Origin of the sequence: Marinobacter sp. AN1 (assembly GCF_026013985.1) — a bacterium.
Taxonomy (GTDB): Bacteria; Pseudomonadota; Gammaproteobacteria; order Pseudomonadales; family Oleiphilaceae; genus Marinobacter; species Marinobacter segnicrescens.
In genome coordinates this window covers 1373707-1397274 of sequence record NZ_CP110342.1, presented here as the reverse complement: position 1 = coordinate 1397274, position 23568 = coordinate 1373707, and the positions used below count along the sequence as shown (strand labels likewise).

Here is a 23568-nt window from a genome sequence, read left to right as displayed (position 1 = left end):
TGTGGATGATCTTGCGCACCAGGTTACGGCAGCCTCTGTATAAACGTACAGCCTTGTATCTTACGCGCTGTTGCCGAGAATGTCAGACATTTGCAGGCCATTCCCGGCACAGGAACCTGAAACCATGAACAATGAATTTTCCGGCCAGACCCGCACCGAGATCGAGGCGGCGGCCTTCCGCCGGCTGGTCAGCCATCTGCAGACCCATACCGAGGTCCAGAACATCGACCTGATGAACCTGGCCGGCTTCTGCCGCAACTGCCTGTCCAAATGGATGCGATCCGAGGCAGAAGAGCGCGGCATCGCACTGACCGATGCCGAAGCGCGGGAGCATATCTATGGTATGCCCTACGACGACTGGAAAGCCAGGTATCAGCAGGGCCCGAAACAGCCCCATAGCGGAGACCACAGGGAATGAACATCAATGAAGCCGTCCGCATTCACCTCGCATCCCTGGCGGCCGGCCACTCGGACTTCGAGGACACCCTCGCACTGGTTGGCCGGTACTTTGATTACTCGCCCACTGGTTTCCGTAATGGGCCGCTGTACAATGCCGCCGGCGAGAACGAGGGTTCCTGCAAGGTGTTTGCCCTGGCCCAGTTCAGCAACCTGAACGAGGCCCAGGCCCTGGCACTGTTCGGCCGTCACTATCGTGATGTGCTTGACGACCCGGCCGGCAGCAGCCATGGCAATATTCGTCAGTTCATGGCCACCGGTTGGTCCGGTATCGCTTTCGATGGCCCGGCCCTGAGGCCCCAGACCACATCCACAATCCAGGACACGCAAGCATGACCGACGCGCTGCAGGCCAATGACCGGCCCGCCTTCCAGCTCAAGGGCACCACCGTCTCCCTGACCGCCCTCGAGTTGGCCTACTTTGACGAGGAATCCTTCGAAGCAGCCCTGCGGGAGAAAATCCGCCAGGCCCCGGGCTTTTTCCGGAACATTCCCATCCTCATCAGCCTCGATCACTACCAAGGCCCGACCGCCGAGCTGGATTTCTTCAAGCTGTTGGGAATCTGTCGGCGCCACGACATCCATGTAGTGGGTGTACGGGGCGGCGATGAGGACCAGCGCCGGCTGGCGCGTCATGCTGCCATCGCGGTGCTACCAGGCAGCGGCCAGAATGACAGGCCCTCGTCGCCGGAAAAAGGCCCCGAAACCGGTCCGGCAGCAGAGAGTGGAACGGACGCACCCAACGCTGAAAGCACCCCCGCCAACCCGGCGCCGGCCCGCATCGTGTCGCAGCCGGTGCGTTCCGGCCAGCAGGTTTACGCCCCTGAAGGGGATTTAATTATCCTTGCGCCGGTTCAGGCTGGCGCCGAAGTACTGGCGGCAGGTAACATTCATGTATATGGCCCCTTGCGCGGCAGAGCGCTTGCCGGCGTCCATGGCCAGGAAGAGGCACGGGTGTTCTGCCAGTCCCTGGAGGCAGAGCTTGTGTCCATTGCCGGCCACTATAAAATCTCGGAAGATCTGCAGGAGCGCGGCTGGAAAGCCCCGGTGCAGATCCAGCTCAGGGACGACCTGCTGGTGGTCACACCACTTGACCGCTCCCCGGGCTGACCCCCTGACAAAAAATCAATCATCAGCAGACAGGACCGCAACCTTGGCTAGAATCATCGTTGTCACATCAGGAAAAGGCGGGGTCGGCAAGACCACCACCAGTGCTTCCATCAGTACCGGTCTGGCCCGCCGCGGGCACAAGACCGTGGTGATCGATTTTGACGTGGGCCTGCGTAACCTGGACCTGATCATGAACTGTGAGCGTCGGGTGGTGTATGACTTCGTTAACGTCATCCAGGGCGACGCCAGCCTCAACCAGGCCCTTATCCGGGACAAGCGGGTTGATACGCTCTACATCCTGCCCGCCTCCCAGACCCGGGAGAAAGAAGCCCTGACCAAGGAAGGCGTGGAAAAAGTCATCAACGAGCTGTCAGAAACCTTCGACTATATCGTTTGCGACTCCCCCGCCGGCATCGAGCATGGCGCGCTGATGGCGCTGTACTACGCCGACGAGGCAATCGTGGTCACCAACCCCGAGGTATCCTCGGTGCGGGACTCCGACCGCATTCTCGGTATCCTGCAAAGCAAGTCCCGCCGGGCTGAGATGGGGCAGGATCCCGTCAAGGAACACCTGCTGCTGACGCGGTACAACCCCGATCGCGTTGAGAAGGGCGAAATGCTCTCAGTGGCGGATGTGGAGGAGATCCTTGCCATTCCCCTGCTGGGTGTCATCCCCGAGTCCCAGGTGGTTCTCAACGCCTCCAACCAGGGCACGCCTGTCATTCTTGAAGATCAGAGTGATGCCGGCCAGGCCTATGACGACGCCGTTGCACGACTTCTGGGAGAGGAGCGGGAGCACCGCTTCATGAGTTCCCAGAAGAAAGGCTTTTTCGCACGGATGTTCAAGGGGTAAACAGGATGAGCTTCCTAGATTATTTCCGGTCCCGAAAAAACACGGGGTCGGCGAACGTTGCCAAAGAACGGCTTCAGATTATCGTGGCCCATGAACGGGGCAAGCGCGACCAGCCCGATTACCTCCCGGAATTGCAGCGGGAACTGGTTGCGGTTATTCGCAAATACGTCCAGATTGACGATGACCAGGTTCAGGTGGAAGTGGACCGTAACGACGACTGCTCCGTACTGGAGCTGAACGTTACCCTGCCTGAACGCCGCTAAGCCTGGCGGGTTCGTCTCGCCTGAGCGGGCCCGCCAATCGCAAGGAAGGGAGATCCATGACCGTTCTCGCCCGCGACATCATGACGCCCAGCGTCAAGGCTGTTCCCGCATCCTGGACCATGGATCGACTCGCCCGCTTTCTTACCGAAAACGAAATCACCGGCAGCCCGGTGGTGGACGATCATGGCGATATTGTCGGCATTGCCACCCTCAAGGACATTGCCGAGTTCCGCTGGTCCTCCGACCGCAAACCCAGGGCCTGGGCCAGGCTGACGCCGGAAGAGCAGAAAGAAGTGCGCCGTCTGCGCATGGCCATCCTGGAAGAAATGACCCGTTTACCTGTCGAAGTTCGCGATATTATGACCCCACAGGTGTTTTCAGTTGACGAGTCGACTCCGGTGAGAGACATTGCGGATATCATGATGGGAGAACACCTGCATCGCATCTTCGTGACACGGGACAAGAAGATCACCGGCATCATCACCACCTATGACATGCTGAAACTGATATCCGACCAATCCCTGACTCGGCGCTGTGCCGACAGCGAGTGAACTGCGCATTCACTCCCGGGGACCTGGAGACCGCAAGACGCCTGCCAGAGAGGTATCGCGCCCTATGCCCAGAGCACCGCAAGCTCGCCGAAAAATGTACGTTCTCGACACCAACGTCCTGATCCACGACCCCAACGCCCTCCTCAATTTCGAAGAACATGATGTCATCCTGCCGATGACCGTCCTGGAAGAACTCGATAGCCTCAAATCCGGCAAACAGGCGGTTGCTGCTGACTGTCGCCAGGCGATCCGTAACATCGACAAGCTGTTGGGAGACGCAAGCCCCAAGGACATCGAAAAAGGCGTTCCCATCGTGCGGGCCAAGAAGGCGAAGCCCCTGGGCACCCTTTCCATACTGATGAGCACCGGCAACGCCGGCAGCCATTCCCTGCCCGAGCACCTGAACGACAACAAAATCATCAACACCCTGGCGGAACTGCAGTCCCGCTACAAGGCCCGTGACATCATCCTGGTGAGCAAGGATATCAACATGCGGCTGAAAGCCCGCGGGTTTGGTGTCGAAGCCCAGGATTATCACAATGACCAGTTGCTGGATGACATCGACCTGCTGCCCAAGGGCTACCACGAGTTCCCCAACTCCTTCTGGGACAAGATCGAGAAGGTGGAGACGGTGCAGCGGGAAGCGGTAACCGAGCACATTCTGCGACGGGAGGGCGAGCTTTCGAAACTCAACATCAACGAGTTTGTGATCGACCAGCTGGGCTTTATCGGCAAGGTGGTGGCTGTCGACGAGGACACCCTGGTGCTCCAGGACCTGCACCGTCAGGACCTGCTGGACGAGGAGGTCTGGGGATTGGTACCGCGGGATATCTACCAGGCTATGGCCCTGAACCTGCTGCTGGACCCGGAGGTGCACCTGGTGAACCTGACCGGCTCGGCCGGCTCGGGCAAGACCATCCTGGCCCTGGCCGCCTGCATCGAGATGACCGTGGCCAGCAAGATGTACAAGCGCATTATTGCCACCCGGTCCACCCAGGGACTGGACGAGGATATCGGCTTTTTGCCGGGTACCGAGGCTGAAAAGATGGAACCCTGGCTGGGCGCCATCGTGGATAACCTGGAGGCCCTCCATGAGGATGACGAGAACATGACCGCCAGCGTGGACTACATCCTCAGCAAGGTGCCCCTGCACTTCAAGTCGATGAACTATATCCGGGGTCGCAGCTTTCAGCACTCGCTGATCATCATCGACGAGTCCCAGAACCTGACTCCCCACCAGATCAAGACCATCATCACCCGGGCCGGCAATGGCTCCAAGGTGATCTGCCTGGGCAACCTGGCCCAGATCGACACACCCTACCTGAGCGCCCTGAGTTCAGGCCTGACCTACATGACCGAGCGCTTCAAGGGTTTCCGCCATGGCGGCCATATCCACCTGCAGGGTGTGCCCCGGTCAGTACTGGCCGAATACGCGGAAGCCAATTTGTAGAAGGCATCAAAGACCGTATACAGCCACGCGCTTCAGCGGATTACGAATCCGCTGAAGCCGCCACTGGCCGGGCGCGTCTCTGCCCGGACAGCGCTGACCTTCGCCGCGGGCGGCCCTTGCCAGCACCACTCTTCCAGCTCATCCAGTGCCTTCAGGGGACCTTCCGCAACGATTTCCACCCGGCCATCGGTCAGGTTTCGCACATAGCCTTCGAGGCCAAGCTCACTCGCATGCCGTTCGGTGTACGCACGGTAAGACACACCCTGAACATGGCCTTCCACCATCAGGTGTCGCTGCTGGGTATCCATCAGTCGATCTCCTGTGATTCCAGTAACTCCACTCGCCCCCGGGCCAACCGGACCCGGCCGTGACGCTCAAAATCTTTCAGCAGACGGCTGACGACCTCGCGGGCGGTACCCAGCTCCACTGCCAGCTCCTGGTGAGTGATGAGCGCGGGCCGGCCATTAGCATGGGCTCTCAGCCACTCAAGCAGGCGCTGATCCAGCCTGCCAAAAGCGATCTCCTCCACCAGCAGCATCAGGTCATCCAGGCGCCTTCCGTACGACGCCATCACCTGCTGGCGGAATTCAGCGGACTGAGCCATCAGCCGGTCAAAGGCCTGGCGGGGCATCAGCAGGGCTTCCGTGGGTTCTTCCACATGCGCCTCTGCCCGGTAGCCACGGCCAGCCATCAGACAGCCAATGGACAGGGTGCACAGGTCGTCCGGCCCCATACGATAAAGCACGATACCGTGACCGGATGCCCCCAGCATCTGCACCCGGACGGAACCGCTGATCACCAGCGGGAGGCCCCGGCAACTATCGCCGGCACGGAAGACCACGTCGCCAGCGGACAGGTGAACCGGTTGCGCATAACGCTCCGCTTCCATCCGCAGGGGCGGACTGAGGCATTCGAGCAAAGCATGTTGGGCGGCCACTGGCTCTCCCTGTTCAGTTAGTGGTTTGAATGTGACTTTATCACTGAGCACGGCACGCCGTCAGCGTACATTGGCAATGACATAAACCACACGAGGAGTGGCAACATGACCAAGAACATGGGCAGTGCGGATCGGGTGATCCGTGTCATTATCGGGCTGGTTCTACTGAGCCTGGTTTTTGTCGGACCTCAGACTCCCTGGGGCTGGATCGGTATCATTCCGCTGGTAACCGCCGCCATCGGCGTTTGCCCGCTATACTCGATCATAGGCATCAAGACCTGCCCCACAAAGCGTTCGTAGGGCGGGCTTACACCAGATCGGACTTTCCCCGGCCGGGGCCGCCCGGCCGGGCTTCCTTTGGTATTACTCCCTGCCACACCCCGCCGCTTCCAATAAACTGGTAATGGCGCAGGCCGCCTTCGCATCACGATCGCCACTTCCCTGCTCAGGCGACCGGAAACGCTCATCCTCAGGTGCCAGCTTGCCCGCACAGGCAAAGGCCTGGCGAGCCGCCAGGGGACACTGGTTACGCGCCAGGGCAACACCGAAATTGTGCCAGCCCGGCGCAGATCCCGGATGGAAGGTCAATAACCGGCGGAAAGCCTCACCGGCTTCGCCCCATTGCTCCGCTGAAAGCAGGAAATTGGCATGGGCAAATCCGGCAGCGAGGCTGTCAGGCCATGCGTCAACCGCAGCGCGATAGGAGGTTGCCGCGCTTTTAATCTGGCCAACCTCTTCCAGGTCATGGGCGGCCCGCACATAGGTTACCGGTTTTGCCGTCGCGGGAAGTTCACCCGGTGGCAGGATGACCCGCGCCCACCGGTCTGCCCGCCCCCAGGTGTTGTCAAACCCCCGGAACGGCTCCCGGACTTGTTCGTCGGTACCGGAATGAAGGATAAACTCCTGCGCCGGAAGGTCATAGCCAATCACCACGGCAAAGTGCCACTGCGGCCACCAGTCCAGCCGCAGGTTCTGGAAAACCAGCACGGGATTACCCGCATCGACTTCCCGGATTATCGCATCCAGTTCCTTTTCCAGGGGGTACACCAGCATGCCCTCGGCCCGGGCAGCAGCAACCATCTCCACCTGCAGGCTCCCCTTGCGGCCTGGCAGGTACACCCGGTCGACCATTTCGGCTAACGAGACCTCCGCACCCCGATGGTTGAGCCCCATGGCGAGCGCGGCCGGTCCGCACTGGTAGTCTTCCTGTGGATAGAACGGCACGGAATCGATCACGGTGCGGTCAGATACACCACTCTGCTTATAGGTTTCCGGCCCCGGGTAGTGGCCCGGCCCGGCACAGCCAGCGAGCAGGATGACGAGAAGCGAAAGGAGGCCGGCCCGCACCGGGCCGGCTGATGCAACAGGCATGGTGTCAGTTGACGCAGTTGACGAAGCTGTAGATATCTGTCGCACAGAGCATATCAGTGATGATGAACACCAGCAGGAACAGCACGATGATGCCAACCACACTGCCAACACCGGCACCTGCAGGCGATTCATCCAGCGCCTGGTTGAACTCGGACAACTCCTCGGCGGTCAGGCTATCGATGCGCTCCTCGACCTGCCCGGGGTCGACGCCAAGTGATGCGAGCTTCTCCTGCACCTCGCCGGTCGCCAGCATGGCCTTGAGTTCAGCACGGTCCACACGGATTTGCTCCGACTGAAGCACCTCCGCAGTGGAAACCGGTTCCGTAGGCACGGTTCCGCCCTGGGCGAACGCCATACCGGTGGTGGTCAGACTCATCAATACGATCATGAATAACGCCACAGGGCGCCGGAGGGTTTTCCTAACGTCCATAACGGTTTCCTTTTTTGAAGGTTCTGATTTATCGGCAGATTTGTCCCACCGGACATCGGCCATACGCATGCTAATACTGGACCAGCGATGCCGGAATGTATAGCAAGGTGACACAATCGCAATCTTCCAGGCTGACGCAACAGATGTTGACCTGGAAAGGCCATTCGCCTACTTTTCGATAGTCTACTAACAACAACTTCGGTAACCCTCATGAACACCCCCGATCGCCCCCCGATGCCCCTGATGATCGTCACCGGCATGATGTGCACCATCACCCTGGTCGTGTTTGCACGCCTGGCCTATGGCCTGGTGGTTCCGGGCATGCGGGAGGGCATGGGAATCAGCTACGCCCAAGCCGCCAACCTGGGCACGGTCACTGCACTGGGGTATCTGGCCCTGCTGATGGTGGCCGGGGTGTTCGCATCGCGATACGGTGGCAAGCAGGCCATCCTGATCGGTCTGGGTTTCGCGGCTATTGGCTTTACCGGTATGGCGTTGTCCCAGGGCTACGTGTTCAGCATGGCCATGATGGCCTTCCTTGGCTTCGGGACGGCCTTCGGTTATACACCGCTGATTTCCCTGCTGGGCAGCTGGTATCCGGAAAAGCGTGGTGCGGTAATCGGCTTCGCCAACGGCGGTGTGGGGCTGGGACTGTTTATTGCGGGTGTGCTGGTGCCCTGGCTGACCACTGCCTGGCCGGAAAGCGGCTGGCGACTGGTATGGGGCGTTTTCGCGAGTGCGGCAGTGGTGGTCTCGGTGGTGGTTGCCCTGTTCCTGAAGAACCCGCCTGGTGCAGGCGGCAGTGGCGGCCCACAGGATCCGGTACCCGCTGCTCGCTCAGGGGTCTACCGGAACCCCCATGTCATCAACGTCGGCCTGATCTACGGCATCGTCGGCCTGACCTACATCGTACAGACCATCTTCATGTTCAGTTTTGCCCTTGAGTCGGGCGTTCCCGCCCTGACAGCCGGGCGGCTGGCTTCGGTGATGGGCTTGCTGGGCCTGGTAGCCGGGCCTTTCTGGGGCTGGATCTCGGACCGCATCGGACGCTCCAACTCCCTGGTGCTGTGTATGGCCTTCAGTGCCAGCGCCATGGCCCTGCCGGTGCTGTCACCCACCCTGCCGGCCTTTGCTGCACATTTCCTGATCCTGGGCCTGTGCGTTTCAGGGCTGTTTACGTCAGTCCTGGCCGCTTCCACGGAAACCGTCCACCCCCGGCTGGCGCCGGTGGCGGTCAGTTTCGTTACCCTGTTCTTTGCGGTCGGTCAGCTGATCGGTCCTGCCGTTGCCGGGGTGATTATCGAGTCCGCCGGCTTTGCCCGGGTATTTACCATCACATCATCCCTGATGGCGTTTGGCATCCTGCTTTGCTGGTACAGCCGGCACAGCCAGCAGCGCATGACAGCACCAGTCCGGATCTGAAGGCGCAGGCAGCAGTCCCTACGCCTGCGTTGATCACTCCGGGTTCCGGGCCAGGAAACGCTCCCTCACCGGAGCCGACAGCTTTTCGGGGTGTCTGGGGGTTACCTCGGCAAAGCACTGATAGATCTGTTCGAGGTCTGCCGCCAGGTCATCGGTGGCCTCCAGGACCAGCGGGAAACGTAGCTCCCGCCTGCTGTAATCCGCGACAGTCACTATGATGGGCACACCGGCCTCCCGGGCAATCCGGTGAAAGCCTGTCTTCCACTGGCTGGCGTTACTGCGGGTGCCCTCCGGTGTCACAACAAGTATCAGGCGGTCACTTCCCTGTAACTGGCGAACGGCCTGCCCCACCACGCCACCGGCCCTGGCCCGGTTCACAGGGATACCTCCAAGCTTGCGCAGGATCCAGCCCATCGGGCCCCTGAACAGGTCATGCTTGATCAGGAAACGGGCGTGCAATCCCAGGGCCACTGCCCCGCTCAGGCCGATCACTCCGTCCCAGTTGGAGGTATGGGGGCCACCTACGACAATGGCCTTTTCGACGTCCGGGAACGGGGGAACCCGCCAACCAAAGAGGTTGATCAGTTTCATCACCGCACGCTGGGTGAGGATTGGTTTGCGCTGGTCTTCGAAATGCGGCTGGGCCACGGTACTGCCTCCTCTCATGGCGAGGCGTTATTGTAATTGACTGCTCAGACAGCTCAACGAAAGCTCTGTCGCGCTTGACCGGATCTTACCAACGCCCCTGCAGGGTCGCCACGATACGCCGTCCGCCGCCCCGGTTGCGGTGCTCGCAGAGGTAAATGCCCTGCCAGGTACCCAGGGCCAGGTGGCCGCCACTTACGGGTATAGTCAGGCTCGGGCCAATGAGGATACTTTTGATATGCGCCGGCATGTCATCCGGGCCTTCCAGGGTGTGCTCATAGTGAGAAGCGTTTTCCGGCACCATGACGTTGAGGTGGCGCTCTATATCACCCCGTACGTCCGGGTCGGCGTTTTCGTTGATGGCCAGCGAGGCCGACGTGTGCTGGATAAACAGGTGCAGCAGGCCTACCTGGCAGTTGACCAGTTCGGGACCATTGGCGAGCACGTCGTTGGTGATGAGGTGGACACCTCTCGGGTATTCCTTGAGCTGGATGGTTGTCTGGTCCCAGATCATGTTGGCTCCCCTTTCTTGGTCAATTCTGTTCCAGGTTGGGCACGGGGTCAGGGTTTGGGGGCTGGCCGCTGAGGCGGGACAGGTTTTCTCCGCCGCAATTCAGGGGCCGTCCTGGCGCCCGCCTTGCTCCGGGCCATCCATGGCCCTGCTGCGAAAACCTGTCCCGCCACACCGTCCGAGCTAACCTGTAAGTTACCGCTGACATTTACCACCCAGGGTCAGCTCGGGTAACCCGCTTACTTGGGGTCATTGTCCCATGGATGCACCGGCAATACCGCCTCCGTCACCTCTGGGTCGAGGGACGAGCGAAAGTAGTCCATGGCCTTCTCCGCCTCACCCAGTTCGTCGAACCGGGCGACGTGGTAGATGGCTTCACCTTCGTTCACCAGCGGGAGATTGTTGACACAGATAACGATGCCGGAGATGGGCGACACCACGCTTTCCTCGGTCTCGCCGAACGGGTCAGCTACCATGGCCAGGCGCTGGCCCTTGCGCACCTTTTGCCCCAGCTTGGCCACGGGCCGCATGATGCCGTCGATATCGGCCCGCACCCAGGTAGACATGGCAGCGGTTTCTGACCGTTTGCGAGGCGCTTTCGGCCCCTTCTTGCTGGGGATCATTTCCAGCGCCCGCATGACCCGGATTACGCCTTTTACGCCGCTGGTGATGACCACGTCGTCAAACCGCAGCGCCTCACCGCCCTCAAAGGTGATAACCGGAATATCCTGGGAGTCGGCGTATTCCCGCAGGCTACCTTCCCGCAGGCTGGCATTGAGGATGATCGGCGCGCCGAAGGCCTCGGCCATGCGCACGGTCTCCGGGTTTTTCAGCTCCGCACGAATCTGCGGCAGGTTGAAGCGGTGAATGGCGCCGGTGTGCAGGTCGATGATGTGGGTGACCTTCTCCATGATCTGGGTGCGCAACAGATAGGCGATGCGCCCGCCCAGGGAGCCGCTCTCGCTGCCCGGAAAACAACGGTTAAGGTCCCGCCGATCCGGCAGGTAGCGGGTGCGCTGTACGAATCCGAAGATATTGACGATGGGCACGGCGACCAGTGTGCCCCGAAGGTGGCGCAACGCCGAGTTCTTCAGCACCCTGCGGACGATTTCGACACCGTTGATTTCATCGCCATGGATGGCACCGCACACCATTAGCACCGGACCGTCACGCCGGCCATGAACCACCTCCACCGGGATATGCAGGGGTGTGTGGGTATATAGCTTGGCGACAGGCACCTCGACGGTTTGCCGGGTGCCTGCCTTTATTTCAGTGTCCGCAATAATAAAGGGTGCTCGGGCCACAGGTTAACCTCTGCCTTTGGTTCTTGTTTTCCAGGGTTTATGGTTCTTTTCAGTCCAGTTGATGATCATACCCGCTACGTTCTTGCCGGTAGCATTTTCAATGCCTTCCAGGCCAGGGGACGAGTTCACCTCCATTACCAGCGGCCCACGACTGGAGCGCAACAGGTCGACACCGGCCACGTTCAGGCCCATAGCCTTGGCGGCGGTAATGGCCGTACGCCGTTCTTCTGGAGTAATGCGCACCAGCGATGCGGTGCCGCCCCTGTGCAGGTTAGAACGGAACTCCCCTTCTGCGCCCTGGCGCTTCATGGCGGCAATCACCTTGTCACCGATCACAAAGCACCGGATATCCGCACCGCCAGCTTCCTTGATAAATTCCTGCACGAGGATGTCTGCCTTCAGGCCCATAAAGGCCTCGATCACACTCTCCGCCGCCTTGCGGGTCTCCGCCAGCACCACGCCGATGCCCTGGGTACCCTGCAGCAGCTTGATCACCACCGGGGCACCACCCACCATCTTGAGCAGCTCGGGGACGTTATCGGGCTTGTTGGCAAATCCGGTGACTGGCATGCCAACGCCCTTCCGGGCGAGCAGCTGCAACGACCGCAGTTTGTCCCGGGAACGGGTAATGGCCACGGATTCGTTGACCGGAAATACACCCATCATCTCGAACTGGCGCAATACCGCCGTGCCATAGAAGGTCACCGAGGCGCCGATTCGGGGAATCACCACATCAAAGTCTTCCAGGACTTCCTCGTGATAGTGGATTCGGGGGTCGGCAGATGTGATATTCATGGAGCAGTGCAGCGCGTCGATCACCCGCACCTCGTGGCCCCGGTTAATACCCTCTTCCACCAGGCGACGCGTGGAATACAGATGCCTGTTACGGGAGAGAATTGCTATTTTCATTCGACATTCCTCAGTACCGGGTCTCCGGTCAGATAGGAGGCTTCGGGCATTACCGTGCAACGACCAGCCATGGCAGTACGGCCCAGCAGCATACGGAATCGCATGGAATCGCGATTGGTCAGGGTCATCTCGATGGGCCAGCTCTGGTCACCCACCACCACCAGGGTTTCAATCACCAGGCGCATTTCCTTGTGACCGCCGGAATCGGTGACCGGGCGTTCGTCGATAACCGCCGCATCGCACTCCACCACATTGTGGAGATTGTTCTGTTCCGGGTGGACCCAGAACCTGACCCGGCGCTGGCCGTTCTCGGTATAGGGTTCGGTGCGGAACGTGTGCAGGCAGGACGTCCGTGCACCGGTGTCCACCTTGGCCTTGATGCGCTGTATATCCAGCTCGGGCAGGGCCAGCCACTCTCGCCAGCCCAGGCCAATGCGCGCGCTGACACCCTCGCCGGGGGCCTGTTTGGGCGGTGAATTTCCGGGCATTTCCTGGCTCCTTGTATTGTTGTGGGGCCCTACATCCATCGTGAAACTGCGCGCATTAGAAGGGGCAATGCCCCTCCACTCAATACGCACAATTGCCAACGGGGAACTGTCAAAGAATCAATGGGCTACACTCACTATAATCCAGCCGGGGACTTCCGGCGAATAATCCCCTGCCGCTCATTCATTCCGATAGCATCAGGATTGCCTTCATGTCCCACCTGGTCTGGTTCCGTAACGACCTCCGCACCGCCGACAACCCGGCCCTGACGGCCGCCTGCGGCAAGGGCCAGAACGTCCGCGCGCTTTTCATACTCACCCCCGGTCAATGGCAGGACCATGACTGGTCACCGGCCCGCGTCCAGCAGATGCTCGGCCACCTGGATGACCTGGGCAGGGCCCTGGCGAAGCTGGGTATCCCGATGGATATTCTCGAAGCTGACGATTTTTCCGAAAGCATTCGTCTGCTGACGGATTACTGCCACCAGCATGGCACTCGCGTACTGCACTTCAATGAAGAATACGGGGTCAACGAACGCCGGCGGGACAAGCAGGTCCGGGACCAGCTGTCGAAAGAGGAGATCACGGTTAACAAATACCGGGACCAGACCGTGACACCGGTCGGTACCATCCGCACCGGTAAGGATGAACCCTACTCGGTATTTACTCCCTTTTCCCGGCGCTGGCTCCAGTGGATTGAGGACACCACTCCCACGGTATTGCCGGTGCCGAGCCCGGTGGGTGAACCGCTGCCCTGGCGCAACCACGGCCATACCCCGGAAACCCTGGGGTTCACTTCCCCACCCCCCGCGCTGGTGACTGCCTCGGAGAGCGGCGCCCACGACCAGCTTGATTGGTTCCTTGAAGAACGCGGTGGCGATTACAAGGCAAAGCGGGACTTCCCTGCCGTTGATGGCACCAGCCAGCTTTCGCCCTACCTGGCCGTCGGTGCCCTTTCCGGACGTCAGTGCCTGATCGCCGCGAGGGAGGCCCAGTCGCGGGGTGGCAACCAGGAGGGTTTCAGTACCTGGGTCAACGAGATTGCCTGGCGGGATTTCTACATCCATATCCTCTATCACTACCCCCGGGTCAGCATGCACAGGGCCTTCAAACCGGACACGGAAGCCCTTCGCTGGAACGATCCCGGCGAGCACTTCGAAGCCTGGAAGGAGGGACGCACGGGCATCCCGATTGTAGACGCCGGCATGCGCCAGCTACGGGAAACCGGCTGGATGCACAACCGCCTGCGGATGATTACCGCCATGTTCCTGAGCAAGAATCTGTTTATCGACTGGCGCCTTGGCGAGGCGTGGTTCATGCAGAACCTGGTGGATGGTTTCCTGGCGTCCAACAATGGCGGCTGGCAGTGGAGCGCGTCCACCGGCACGGATGCGGCGCCTTATTTCCGGGTGTTCAATCCGGCGACACAGAGTGAGCGCTTTGACCCGAAGGGGGAGTTTATTCGTCGCTGGGTACCCGAGCTGGCCAAACTGGATAACAAGCGGATTCACAACCCTGCCGCGGGGGGTGTGATACCCGGGGGGTATCCTCGCCCTGTAGTGGACCTTAAAGAGAGCCGAAAAGAAGCTATTGCGCGGTTTGAGGCGTTAAAAAGGTAGCTCGCTGAACCTGGAGGCTGGCACCTTGGTATGAAGCGTGTGGTGGGAGACCTTTTTCCGGGACCGTCGAGCGCCAGGGAAGGCGCTCGTCGAGCCCTACATGGACGTACTCGCGGGCGTGTCCCGTAAAAAGGTATCGCTCCACGCGCCACCCCCGCGTTGGCAGGCCAGCCGGGCTGAGATTCACTCCAGTATGTTTATTGCTGTTCCGATGCCTGAAGCCCTACGAGACTGCGACCAGGTGCCGGGCGCGAACGGCGATGACCTTTTCCGGGACACGCCGTGAATCCATCCATGGAGGCTCTTCAAAAACGTCCCTGTTTTTGAAGGTCCCGGAAAAGGTCCTCACCTTACGCGCTGGAACTTTGGTGCTATTCTCGCCGCCAGCCTTGGATAATGTTCTGGCGCTGCGAGGCTGAAGATAACTGTCAACTACAAACGGGACAATCCGGATCCCGGGCCAGTTTCATCTCCCGCCATTCCATCTGCCAGGCATCCAGGATCAGAAGACGGCCAACCAGTGGTCGTCCCTTTCCGGAAATCACCTTGATGGCCTCCATGGCCTGGGTGGCACCGATCATACCCACCAGCGGACCGATCACCCCGGCCTCTGAACAGTTCAGATCCTCATTGCCCTGCTCCGGATACAGGCAGTGATAACAGGGGCTGGCTTCGTCCCTGGAATCGAATACCGACACCTGACCCTCACCGCGAATAGCCGCACCGGAGACCAACGGAACCCGGGACTCAACACAGGCACGATTCAGGGCGAACCGGGTGTTGAAGTTGTCGGTACAATCCAGCACCAAATCCACGCCGGCAACCACTTCCGCCAGAAGCTCGCCTTCCAGCCGTTCCACCCGGGCCGTCACCGAAATCTCCGGGTTGATCGCCCTGACTCGCTCGGCCAGTGCCTCGGCCTTGGATCGGCCAACCGACGCCTGGTCAAAGGCGATCTGCCGCTGGAGATTGGCCAGTTCCACCGCATCGTCGTCCGCCAGCACCAGCTGTCCCACCCCGGCAGCACCAAGGTACAGTGCAACCGGACAGCCGAGACCGCCGCTGCCGACCACCAGTACCCGGGCCTGTTTCAGGGCCAGCTGACCTTCCACGTCAAAGCGTGGAAGCAGCAACTGGCGGCTGTATCGGAGGAGTTCGTTGTCGTCCAGCATTATGAAACCCTTGGTTAGCTAGCGAATCCACGGCCCTTCGAAAGGCTCAGGGCGAGCGGGTAAGACCGGACTTTTTTGAAGGACCGCTTGCCCTGAGCCTGTCGAAGGGCCGTGAATTCGTGGCAAAAAAGCGTCAATCCCACCGCCCCAACGTCAGGCGTTCGTTGTCACCATAATCTTTCCGGGTTTCCACGGCGGAATAACCCGCGCCACGGAACAGTGACCTTACCGCCTCCCCCTGATTGTAGCCATGCTCCAGCACCAGCCAGCCCCCGGGGGTAAGCCAGCGCTGACTCTCGGAGACTAGGTGGCGTATCGCATCCAGCCCGTCAGGGCCGGAGACCAGTGCCGAGTCGGGTTCGTGGCGAACATCTCCTTTGGACAGGTGGCGATCACCTTCCTCTATATAGGGTGGGTTGGAAATAATCAGGTCAAAGTGCTGCGGTTCCACTTCATCGAACCAGTGACTTCGGATCACCCTGAGTGGCAGGCCACATCGCTCGGCATTACGACGGGCGAGTGCGACAGCGTCCGGTACCAGGTCGGTGGCCAACACCTGCCAGTAAGGCCTTTCGCTGAGCAGAGCCAGGGCAATGGCGCCGGTACCCGTGCCCAGGTCGATGACCCGGGCCCGTTCAGGCAGTGGCAGTTCCAGGGCAGCTTCCACCAGGCATTCGGTGTCTGGCCGGGGAATCAGGGTGTCGGGTGTGACTTCCAGGGCCAGCGACCAGAAGTCCTGGTGGCCCAGGATATGGGCTATGGGCTCACCGCTTGAACGTCGTTCAACCAGGTGGCAGAACTGCCTTACCTGGTCATCAGACAGTTCCGTCTCAGGAAATGCCCGGAAGCGGGTGCGGGACCAACCAGTGACGTCGGCCAGCAGCAACTCCGCATCCAGCCGCGGAGACTCGCCCCCGATCCGTCCGCAAGCCTCGGCCAGGACCTGCTCACAAGTCAGTAACGGTTCACTCATCCGACAGGCTGGCCAGCAGATCGGCCTGGTGTTCCTGCTGAAGGGGTACAATCACCGGATTCAGGTCACCGGCAATCACCTCGTCCAGTTTGTACAGGGTGAGGTTGATACGGTGGTCGGTTACCCGGCCCTGGGGGAAGTTGTAGGTGCGGATACGCTCGGAACGGTCGCCACTGCCCACCAGGCTTTTACGGGCAGCAGCCTGGCTCTGTGCCTGCTTTTCCGCCTCCATGTTCTTCAGCCTGGATTGCAGGAAGCTCATAGCCTTGGCCCGGTTCTTGTGCTGGGAGCGCTCTTCCTGACATTCCACCACGATGCCGGTGGGAAGGTGTGTGATGCGAATGGCCGAGTCCGTCTTGTTGACGTGCTGACCGCCGGCGCCGGAGGACCGGAAAGTGTCCACCCTCAGGTCGGCCTTGTTGATCTCGATGGCCTCGGCCTCGTCCGCTTCCGGCATGACAGCCACGGTGCAGGCGGAGGTATGGATACGACCCTGGGACTCCGTCTCCGGCACACGTTGTACCCGGTGGGCGCCGGATTCGAACTTGAGCGCACCGTAAACGCCCTCGCCACTAACCCGGCTGATGATTTCCTTGTAGCCGCCGTGCTCCCCTTCACTGGCGCTGATCACCTCGATCTGCCAGCGACGGGTTTCCGCATAGCGGCTGTACATGCGGAACAGGTCGCCGGCAAACAGGGCAGCTTCATCGCCACCGGTGCCGGCGCGGATTTCCAGGAACACGTTCTTGCTGTCGTCAGGATCCTTGGGCAGCATCAGGCGCTGCAGCTCTTCGTCCAGTTCATCACGCTTCTGGCGAGCGGAAGTCATTTCCTCTTCTGCCATCTCGCGCATATCCGCGTCCCCTTCCCGGGCCAGCTCCTCGGCCGTGGCCAGGTCATCCAGGGTGCGACGCCAGGCCTGGAAGCACTGGACGATGGGCTCGATCTCGGCAAATTCCTTCGACAATGCCCGGAACTGCTTCTGGTCAGCAATCACGCCCGGGTCACCCAGCAAAGCGCTGACTTCCTCGAAGCGGTCAACCAGTTGCTCGAGGCGGGCCTGAATGGATGATTTCATGTTTTTTCCAGTGTGGTGGGAGCGTCCTGAGGATCCAGTGCTTCGAGCTGGTGCAGCTCACGAAGCCAATCGGCCACCTCCGGACGACCTTCAGCGGAGGCCTTGCGCACCTGCACCGAAGGTTCGTGCAACAGCTTGTTGGTCAGCCCCCGGGCCAGGCTGCGCAGTACAGTTTCCGGGTCGTTGCCGTTGTTCAGGGCCCTGAGCGCCTTCGCCACTTCGAGGTCCCGCAGGGTCTCGGCCCGCTCCCGGTACTGTTTAAGTGTGGACACCGCATCCAGGGCACGGATCTGACTGATGAAATCCTGGGTGCCGGCGATGATGAGATTCTCCGCTTCCTTGGCCGCACCGGCCCGGGAACGAAGGTTTTCCTCGATCACCTGGCGCAGGTCGTCGACGGAGTACAGGTAGACATCGTCCAGGCGGGCCACTTCCGGCTCAATGTCCCGGGGGACGGCGATGTCCACCATGAAGTAGGGGCGATGCTTGCGCTTCTTCAGTGCGCGTTCGACGGCACCCTTGCCGAGAATGGGCAATGGGCTGGCGGTGGATGAGATAATGATGTCCACATCCTTGAGGTAATCCGGGATATCCGACAGGACGATGCCCTGCCCGCCGTGTGCCTCAGCCAGGGCTTGCGCGCGTTCCACGGTCCGGTTGGCAACAATAAAATCCTTCACACCGGCTTCCGAAAGGTGCCGGGCAACCAGCTCAATGGTCTTGCCGGCGCCGATCAGCAAGGCGCGGTTACGGGACAGGTCCGAGAAAATATGGTGCGCCATACTGACCGCCGCATAGGCAACGGACACCGGGTTCTCACCAATGGCGGTTTCAGTCCGCACCCGCTTGGCCACTGAGAAGGTGTGCTCGAACAGGCGGGAAAGGAACGAGCCGCTGGCCCCATGCTCCCGGGACAGGGCGTAGGCGTCCTTCAACTGTCCGAGAATCTGCGGCTCGCCCAGCACCATGGAGTCGAGCCCGGCGGCAACCCGCATCATATGCCGCACGGCATCGCTGTCCCGATGGATATAGATGGAGTTTTCCAGGTCGGCTGGCGCCAGCTCATGGAACCCTGCAAGCCACCGCAACAGGGTTGGAGCGCAGTCATCATCTCCCGCCAGGTAAAGCTCGGTTCGGTTACAGGTCGAGAGGATTGCCGCCTCACTGGCACCGGTCGCCACCCGCAGCTCGCGAAAGGCATCCGGCATACGCTCCGGCGTAAAGGCCACCCGCTCGCGGATTTCCAGCGGCGCCGTGCGATGGTTAATACCCAGTGTGATCAATGCCATAATGAACGAGCTGACTCCGAAGCCGGTCCCGGGAGAGCGGACTTGACGTTTATAAAGGGCATTTTACCGGCGCAACCGCCTGTCTGCCACCCACCAATAGAGGAATACCCTTGTAACCACGGTGTGAAATGAGTGACTTGGGCCGAACCCGGCCTTGTGCCATCATAGCTCCAACGACGGCACCGGCAGCGTATACCTTGCCCTCTATTCCAGGAAGCCCAATGCCAAGAAAAGCCTTGTATCTCGCTATCAGCCTTCTTGCCTTCACCGGCTGCGCCAGCATGGACAGCAAGGAACCCTCGCCGGATTCCGGTGCACCGGGGCAACCGGAAGCCACGGCCGCGGTTGAGCAAACCACCGACCAGGCAACTGACAGGGAGTTCCGCCCGGAAGAACTCTATCTTCTGTTAACCGGGGAAATTGCGGCCCAGCGTGGCCGATATGACGTTACCCTCGCGAATTACGTCGAAGCAGCGAGGCAGTCCGGTGATACCGGCGTGATACGGCGTGCGTTGCTGATAGCCGAGTCACTCAATAGCCCGGGCGCGGTCCGCACCCTGACCGAAACCTGGATCGAAGTCGCGCCCCGGAGCGAGGAAGCCCGCCGCGCCGCAGCCATCCAGGCGCTGCGGGATGGCGACCTGATCGGGACCCTGGAGCACCTGGAGCAGATTCTGCAGATGGGCGGTGATGCGGACTTTGACGGCCTCGCCTCCATGGCACCAAGGCTGCCTGCAGATCAGCAACGGGAGCTCCGGCGGCTGTTCGACCAGCTTCAGAAACGACACCCGGACAATGCCGAAATCCGTTACAGCACTGCCCTGCTGCAGAACCTGACGGGGGCCCCGGAACAGGCTCTGGAGACACTCCGCCCATTAATGGAAACCGATGACAACGAGTTCCAGCCGGCGCTGGTGCTTCAGGGTGAGTTACTGTACGAACTCGGACAACGCCGTGAGGCACTGAGACACCTGCAGACCAGCTCCCGGCGCTACCCGGAAAACCGCCAGCTGGGCACACTCTATGCCCGGATCCTGGTCAGTGAAAACGAGATGCGCGCCGCCCAGGATGAGTTCAGCCGCCTGGTGGAGCAATTCCCCAACGAACACGGCCTTCGCCTCTCCCGGGCACTGGTTGCCATCGAGAACGATGAGCTGGACCTGGCTCACCAGGACCTGAAGCACCTGATCAACCTTGGCCAGCAAACCGGCCAGGCCCACTACTACCTCGGGCAGATTGCCGAGAAACGAGGCAACACGGACCAGGCCATCACCTGGTATGAACAGGTTACCGAGGGCAGTCATTACCACCCTGCCCTCAGCCGCGCTGCGGAGCTGCGTGCCGAGGCAGGCGACCTGGACTCGGCACTTGATCAGCTCAGGGACGTCCGTGAACTCAACCCGGAAGATGCAGTCAGCCTCTGGCTGGTCGAGGTCAACCTGCTGCAGGGCCTGGACCTTGACCAGCAAGCCCTGGCCAGTGCCACGGAGGCACTTGAGTCCCATCCGGACGACCAGAGCCTCCTCTATGCACGCTCCATGACGTATGAGCAACTGGGCAGGATCGAGCAGGCGCTGGGTGACCTGCGAACCATGATCGAGCTGGAGCCCGACAACCCCACCGCGCTGAATGCCCTTGGATACGTAATGACTGTCCATACCGAGCGGCTGCAAGAGGCCCGGGGTTATATCGAGCAGGCGCTGGCAATGGACCCGGACAACCCCGCCATCCTTGACAGCATGGGCTGGGTCCTCTTCCGCCAGGGTGACAAGGAGGGTGCGCTTGGCTACCTGCGCCGGGCCTACGAGATCTACCCGGACCCGGAAATTGCCGCCCACTATGGCGAAGTGCTGTGGTCGCTGGATCAGAGGGCCCAGGCGAGAGTCATCTGGGAACGGGCCGAGGACGAGGACCCGGACCACGAACTACTCCAGGAGACCCTTCAACGACTCGGTGTGGACGACCTGTGAGACATCCCGTCACGACGCTCATGAAACCGCTGGCAGCCATTGCAATGAGCCTTGCATTGGTCGCCTGCGCCACCCTTGAGCAGGAGCCCCTGCCGGCAGGGCTCAGTGAACAGCCACCGGCCGACTGGCCACAGCGGCAGACCACCCTGCAGAACTTCAATCATTGGGTGCTGACCGGAAAACTGGCGGTTCGCCAGCCTGGGGACAGCGGCTCTGCCGTGATCAACCGATGGACGCAGAACGACGAACACTATGAGCTGGCGCTGTCGTCAAGCTTCCTCGGAATGGGCAGTACCCGCCTTGAGGGTAGCCCGGGCTTCATCGAGCTCGAACTGCCGGATGGCGAAACCTATGCTTCCTCGGATCCCCAGGGGCTCATCTACTCCGCCACCGGCTGGGAGTTGCCCATCGACGCCCTGGTCTGGTGGATACGCGGACTGCCATCGCCGGATGGCAACTACCGCCTTGCCTTTGATCGCGAGGGCCAGCTAGCACAGGTGCAACAGAAAGGCTGGACCATACGCTATGAACGCTGGCGGGCATTCATGGACGACAGACCCGAGTTACCGGCCCGGCTGACAGCCCGCAAAGGTGAAAAGCTGGTTCGGCTGGTGGTGTCATCGTGGCAACCTGGCTCAGCTGACTGACCATGACGGACCTCACTCGCCCGGACATCACGCTGCCCTCGCCGGCCAAGCTCAACCTGTTCCTGCATATCACCGGCCGCCGTGCCGACGGCTACCACGAGCTGCAGACGCTGTTCCAGTTCCTGGACTATGGCGACACGCTCACCTTTCACCCAAGGGATGATGGCGTTATCACCCTCACTCCGGAGCTGCCAGGGGTGCCGGCCGAGCAAAACCTGGTGGTTCGGGCGGCCCGCTGCCTGCAGGAAGCTTCCGGCACCGGCAAGGGGGCCGACATTCACCTGGATAAAAAACTCCCCATGGGCGGTGGTCTCGGTGGCGGTAGTTCCAATGCAGCCACCACCCTGGTTGGCCTCAACCACCTCTGGCAAACCGGCCTGTCGGAAGACCAGCTCGCCGAGCTGGGCCTAGCCCTGGGCGCCGATGTACCGGTTTTTGTCCGCGGCCGGGCGGCCCTGGGTGAAGGCGTGGGCGAGAAACTGACCCCCGCAAACCCTCCGGAGGACTGGTTTATCGTTGTTAAACCGCCGGTTGAAATCAGCACCGCTGAAATTTTTCAGATCCAGGGTTGACAAGGAACACCCCCCGAATCACAATAGCGCCCGCTTTTGAGGGAGACGCCTCAGGGTACCGAAACGATTGCGAGGATGTAGTTAAGCGACTGTATCCCGAGGTAAAAAACAGCCTGGACTGGCTGGCCAAATTCGGACCCGCAAGGTTAACCGGAACCGGGGCTTGCATCTTTGGACGTTTCCCAACAGAAGCAGAAGCCCTGAAAGTCTGGGCAAAAAGACCCACCGGCATCACGGGGTTCGTAGCTAGAGGGGTGAACCATTCACCACTTCACATAAAGCTGACAGAGCTTAAATGATGCCGAGAAAGCAGCACGATACTGGGGTGTCGCCAAGTGGTAAGGCAACGGGTTTTGATCCCGTCATGCGCAGGTTCGAATCCTGCCACCCCAGCCACCTTTCTTCTTCCTCTGAATCCAAAGCTGAATCACAGAAGGATACCGTCGTGTCCAAGTTGATGATTTTCGCCGGCAATGCCAATCCGGAACTGGCCAAGGCTATTGCCCAGAAACTTCATATTCCCATGGGACAGGCGACCGTAGGCCGCTTCAGCGACGGTGAAACCACCGTCGAGATCAATGAGAACGTCCGCGGTCACGACGTCTTTATTATCCAGCCCACCTGCTACCCAACCAACGACAACCTGATGGAACTGATCGTGATGGCCGATGCCCTGCGTCGCGCGTCCGCCACACGTATCACCGCCGTCATCCCGTATTACGGGTACGCGCGCCAGGACCGTCGGGTACGCTCCACACGGGTAGCCATCAGCGCCAAGGTCGTGGCGGACATGATCTCCTCCATCGGAGTGGACCGGGTTCTGACCGTTGACCTCCATGCTGACCAGATTCAGGGGTTCTTCGACATCCCGGTGGACAACATCTACGCCACTCCGGTCATGCTCGAAGACATCGAGAAGCAGCGCTTCGAGAACTTTATCGTGGTATCTCCCGACGTAGGCGGCGTGGTTCGCGCACGGGCCGTGGCCAAGCGCCTGGACGATGCCGACCTCGCCATCATCGACAAGCGTCGCCCCAAGGCCAATGTTTCCCAGGTCATGCACATCATCGGTGATGTCAAAGACAAGACCTGCATCCTGGTGGACGACATCGTTGATACTGCCGGCACCCTTTGCAAGGCAGCCAATGCCCTGAAAGAACACGGCGCCTCGAGGGTTATTGCGTATATTACCCACCCGGTGCTGTCCGGCCCTGCCATTGACAACATCAATGCATCACAGCTGGACGAACTGGTTGTTTGTGACACCATTCCATTGGGTGACAAGGCGAAGAATTGTGATAGAATCCGCCCCCTCGGAATGGCTGGGCTGCTCGCGGAGTCCATTCGCCGCGTAAGCAACGAAGAGTCCATCAGCGCCATGTTCGAGAACGTCTGAGCCAAATCCGGACCAGGGTAAAGCCAGGCACAGAGAACAGACTCTGAAGTATCCGGAACTGGAGCCCCGTTACCACGAGGCTCCAGTTCTGCTTTAAGCGCCGGCACAAAACCGGCATTCACTGACATCACCATCGCAAGCCTGGTCGCGGGCCCG

Annotated in this window: 26 protein-coding genes, 1 tRNA gene and 1 pseudogene; 15 read left to right on the top strand and 13 right to left on the bottom strand. The window is 60.7% G+C overall.

Going from position 1 to position 23568, the window contains the following annotated elements:
- Window positions 1–124: 124 nt before the first annotated feature.
- The 7 genes from LJ360_RS06330 to LJ360_RS06300 all read left to right on the top strand — a co-directional run bounded on the left by LJ360_RS06330 (window position 125) and on the right by LJ360_RS06300 (window position 4682).
- Complete coding sequence (locus LJ360_RS06330) at window positions 125–418, top strand: DUF1244 domain-containing protein (protein ID WP_091849206.1); 294 nt, start codon at window positions 125–127, stop codon at window positions 416–418.
- Window positions 415–792 (top strand): HopJ type III effector protein, encoded by a 378-nt coding sequence (locus tag LJ360_RS06325; RefSeq protein WP_091849214.1) that lies wholly within the window; start codon window positions 415–417, stop codon window positions 790–792. Before LJ360_RS06330 ends, LJ360_RS06325 begins: the two co-directional genes overlap by 4 nt.
- Window positions 789–1565, top strand: a complete 777-nt coding sequence (gene minC, locus LJ360_RS06320; protein WP_091849221.1) for a septum site-determining protein MinC — start codon at window positions 789–791, stop codon at window positions 1563–1565. Before LJ360_RS06325 ends, minC begins: the two co-directional genes overlap by 4 nt.
- A gap of 43 nt (window positions 1566–1608) precedes the next feature.
- Window positions 1609–2418 carry a septum site-determining protein MinD gene (gene minD / locus LJ360_RS06315; protein ID WP_091849223.1) on the top strand — a complete coding sequence of 270 codons (810 nt, stop codon included), beginning with the start codon at window positions 1609–1611 and terminating at the stop codon, window positions 2416–2418.
- A gap of 5 nt (window positions 2419–2423) precedes the next feature.
- A complete protein-coding gene (minE, locus tag LJ360_RS06310; RefSeq protein ID WP_091849225.1) occupies window positions 2424–2681 on the top strand; it encodes a cell division topological specificity factor MinE in 258 nt (85 codons plus the stop codon).
- 56 nt (window positions 2682–2737) lie between these two features.
- Window positions 2738–3232 (top strand): HPP family protein, encoded by a 495-nt coding sequence (locus LJ360_RS06305; RefSeq protein WP_091849227.1) that lies wholly within the window; start codon window positions 2738–2740, stop codon window positions 3230–3232.
- Between the two features lie 64 nt (window positions 3233–3296).
- Entirely contained in the window at window positions 3297–4682 is a 1386-nt protein-coding gene (locus LJ360_RS06300) for a PhoH family protein (protein WP_245742478.1), read from the top strand.
- A gap of 32 nt (window positions 4683–4714) precedes the next feature.
- Here the strand turns inward: LJ360_RS06300 and LJ360_RS06295 are convergent, their stop codons facing one another.
- Together LJ360_RS06295 and LJ360_RS06290 are read right to left on the bottom strand one after the other, a co-directional pair.
- A complete protein-coding gene (locus LJ360_RS06295) occupies window positions 4715–4990 on the bottom strand; it encodes an acylphosphatase (protein WP_091849231.1) in 276 nt (91 codons plus the stop codon).
- The gene (locus LJ360_RS06290; RefSeq protein WP_245742480.1) at window positions 4990–5619 is read right to left on the bottom strand and encodes a Crp/Fnr family transcriptional regulator; all 630 of its coding nucleotides are present in this window, start codon (window positions 5617–5619) and stop codon (window positions 4990–4992) included. Before LJ360_RS06290 ends, LJ360_RS06295 begins: the two co-directional genes overlap by 1 nt.
- 105 nt (window positions 5620–5724) lie before the next feature.
- Here LJ360_RS06290 and LJ360_RS06285 point away from each other — a divergent pair, with 105 nt between their 5' ends.
- Window positions 5725–5919: a DUF2892 domain-containing protein gene (locus LJ360_RS06285; protein WP_091849233.1), complete on the top strand. Its 195-nt coding sequence runs from the start codon at window positions 5725–5727 to the stop codon at window positions 5917–5919.
- Between the two features lie 63 nt (window positions 5920–5982).
- On the opposite strand, the gene LJ360_RS06280 is transcribed toward LJ360_RS06285, so the two are convergent.
- Together LJ360_RS06280 and LJ360_RS06275 are read right to left on the bottom strand one after the other, a co-directional pair.
- Entirely contained in the window at window positions 5983–6990 is a 1008-nt protein-coding gene (locus tag LJ360_RS06280) for a PA2778 family cysteine peptidase (RefSeq protein WP_091849235.1), read from the bottom strand.
- A gap of 4 nt (window positions 6991–6994) precedes the next feature.
- Window positions 6995–7366 carry a PA2779 family protein gene (locus LJ360_RS06275; protein WP_245742494.1) on the bottom strand — a complete coding sequence of 124 codons (372 nt, stop codon included), beginning with the start codon at window positions 7364–7366 and terminating at the stop codon, window positions 6995–6997.
- Window positions 7367–7630: 264 nt separating this feature from the next.
- On the opposite strand from LJ360_RS06275, the gene LJ360_RS06270 reads away from it, so the two are divergent.
- A complete protein-coding gene (locus tag LJ360_RS06270; RefSeq protein WP_091849239.1) occupies window positions 7631–8842 on the top strand; it encodes an MFS transporter in 1212 nt (403 codons plus the stop codon).
- A 33-nt stretch (window positions 8843–8875) separates the two neighbouring features.
- Here the strand turns inward: LJ360_RS06270 and LJ360_RS06265 are convergent, their stop codons facing one another.
- The 5 genes from LJ360_RS06265 to LJ360_RS06245 form a co-directional block, all read right to left on the bottom strand.
- The gene (locus LJ360_RS06265; RefSeq protein WP_264995613.1) at window positions 8876–9490 is read right to left on the bottom strand and encodes a 1-acyl-sn-glycerol-3-phosphate acyltransferase; all 615 of its coding nucleotides are present in this window, start codon (window positions 9488–9490) and stop codon (window positions 8876–8878) included.
- 85 nt (window positions 9491–9575) lie between these two features.
- Entirely contained in the window at window positions 9576–10001 is a 426-nt protein-coding gene (locus tag LJ360_RS06260; protein ID WP_264995612.1) for a secondary thiamine-phosphate synthase enzyme YjbQ, read from the bottom strand.
- 236 nt (window positions 10002–10237) lie between these two features.
- A complete protein-coding gene (locus LJ360_RS06255; RefSeq protein ID WP_091849241.1) occupies window positions 10238–11302 on the bottom strand; it encodes a succinylglutamate desuccinylase/aspartoacylase family protein in 1065 nt (354 codons plus the stop codon).
- 3 nt (window positions 11303–11305) lie between these two features.
- Complete coding sequence (gene rimK / locus LJ360_RS06250; protein ID WP_091849242.1) at window positions 11306–12211, bottom strand: 30S ribosomal protein S6--L-glutamate ligase; 906 nt, start codon at window positions 12209–12211, stop codon at window positions 11306–11308.
- Window positions 12208–12699, bottom strand: a complete 492-nt coding sequence (locus LJ360_RS06245; RefSeq protein ID WP_091849243.1) for an ATP-dependent zinc protease — start codon at window positions 12697–12699, stop codon at window positions 12208–12210. The genes rimK and LJ360_RS06245 overlap by 4 nt, the downstream gene beginning before the upstream one ends.
- A 209-nt stretch (window positions 12700–12908) precedes the next feature.
- Here LJ360_RS06245 and phrB point away from each other — a divergent pair, with 209 nt between their 5' ends.
- A complete protein-coding gene (phrB, locus tag LJ360_RS06240; protein ID WP_264995610.1) occupies window positions 12909–14315 on the top strand; it encodes a deoxyribodipyrimidine photo-lyase in 1407 nt (468 codons plus the stop codon).
- 428 nt (window positions 14316–14743) lie between these two features.
- Here phrB and LJ360_RS06235 read toward each other — a convergent pair whose 3' ends face one another.
- The 4 genes from LJ360_RS06235 to hemA form a co-directional block, all read right to left on the bottom strand.
- Entirely contained in the window at window positions 14744–15487 is a 744-nt protein-coding gene (locus LJ360_RS06235) for a HesA/MoeB/ThiF family protein (RefSeq protein WP_091849253.1), read from the bottom strand.
- Window positions 15488–15620: 133 nt separating this feature from the next.
- Window positions 15621–16460: a peptide chain release factor N(5)-glutamine methyltransferase gene (gene prmC / locus LJ360_RS06230; protein ID WP_264995609.1), complete on the bottom strand. Its 840-nt coding sequence runs from the start codon at window positions 16458–16460 to the stop codon at window positions 15621–15623.
- Window positions 16453–17538: a peptide chain release factor 1 gene (prfA, locus tag LJ360_RS06225; RefSeq protein WP_091849255.1), complete on the bottom strand. Its 1086-nt coding sequence runs from the start codon at window positions 17536–17538 to the stop codon at window positions 16453–16455. Before prfA ends, prmC begins: the two co-directional genes overlap by 8 nt.
- Window positions 17535–18827 carry a glutamyl-tRNA reductase gene (gene hemA, locus LJ360_RS06220; protein ID WP_091849257.1) on the bottom strand — a complete coding sequence of 431 codons (1293 nt, stop codon included), beginning with the start codon at window positions 18825–18827 and terminating at the stop codon, window positions 17535–17537. The genes prfA and hemA overlap by 4 nt, the downstream gene beginning before the upstream one ends.
- Before the next feature lie 221 nt (window positions 18828–19048).
- Between hemA and LJ360_RS06215 the strand changes: the two genes are divergently transcribed.
- The 5 genes and pseudogenes from LJ360_RS06215 to LJ360_RS06195 all read left to right on the top strand — a co-directional run bounded on the left by LJ360_RS06215 (window position 19049) and on the right by LJ360_RS06195 (window position 23412).
- On the top strand, window positions 19049–20797 hold the full coding sequence (locus tag LJ360_RS06215) for a tetratricopeptide repeat protein (protein ID WP_264995608.1): 1749 nt from the start codon (window positions 19049–19051) through the stop codon (window positions 20795–20797).
- A gap of 20 nt (window positions 20798–20817) precedes the next feature.
- Window positions 20818–21444 carry a lipoprotein insertase outer membrane protein LolB gene (lolB, locus tag LJ360_RS06210; protein WP_091849271.1) on the top strand — a complete coding sequence of 209 codons (627 nt, stop codon included), beginning with the start codon at window positions 20818–20820 and terminating at the stop codon, window positions 21442–21444.
- A gap of 2 nt (window positions 21445–21446) precedes the next feature.
- Window positions 21447–22315: pseudogene (gene ispE, locus LJ360_RS06205) on the top strand (4-(cytidine 5'-diphospho)-2-C-methyl-D-erythritol kinase).
- 22 nt (window positions 22316–22337) lie between these two features.
- Window positions 22338–22412 (top strand) — tRNA-Gln (locus LJ360_RS06200).
- 49 nt (window positions 22413–22461) lie between these two features.
- The gene (locus tag LJ360_RS06195) at window positions 22462–23412 is read left to right on the top strand and encodes a ribose-phosphate diphosphokinase (protein WP_091849287.1); all 951 of its coding nucleotides are present in this window, start codon (window positions 22462–22464) and stop codon (window positions 23410–23412) included.
- Window positions 23413–23568 lie beyond the last annotated feature (156 nt).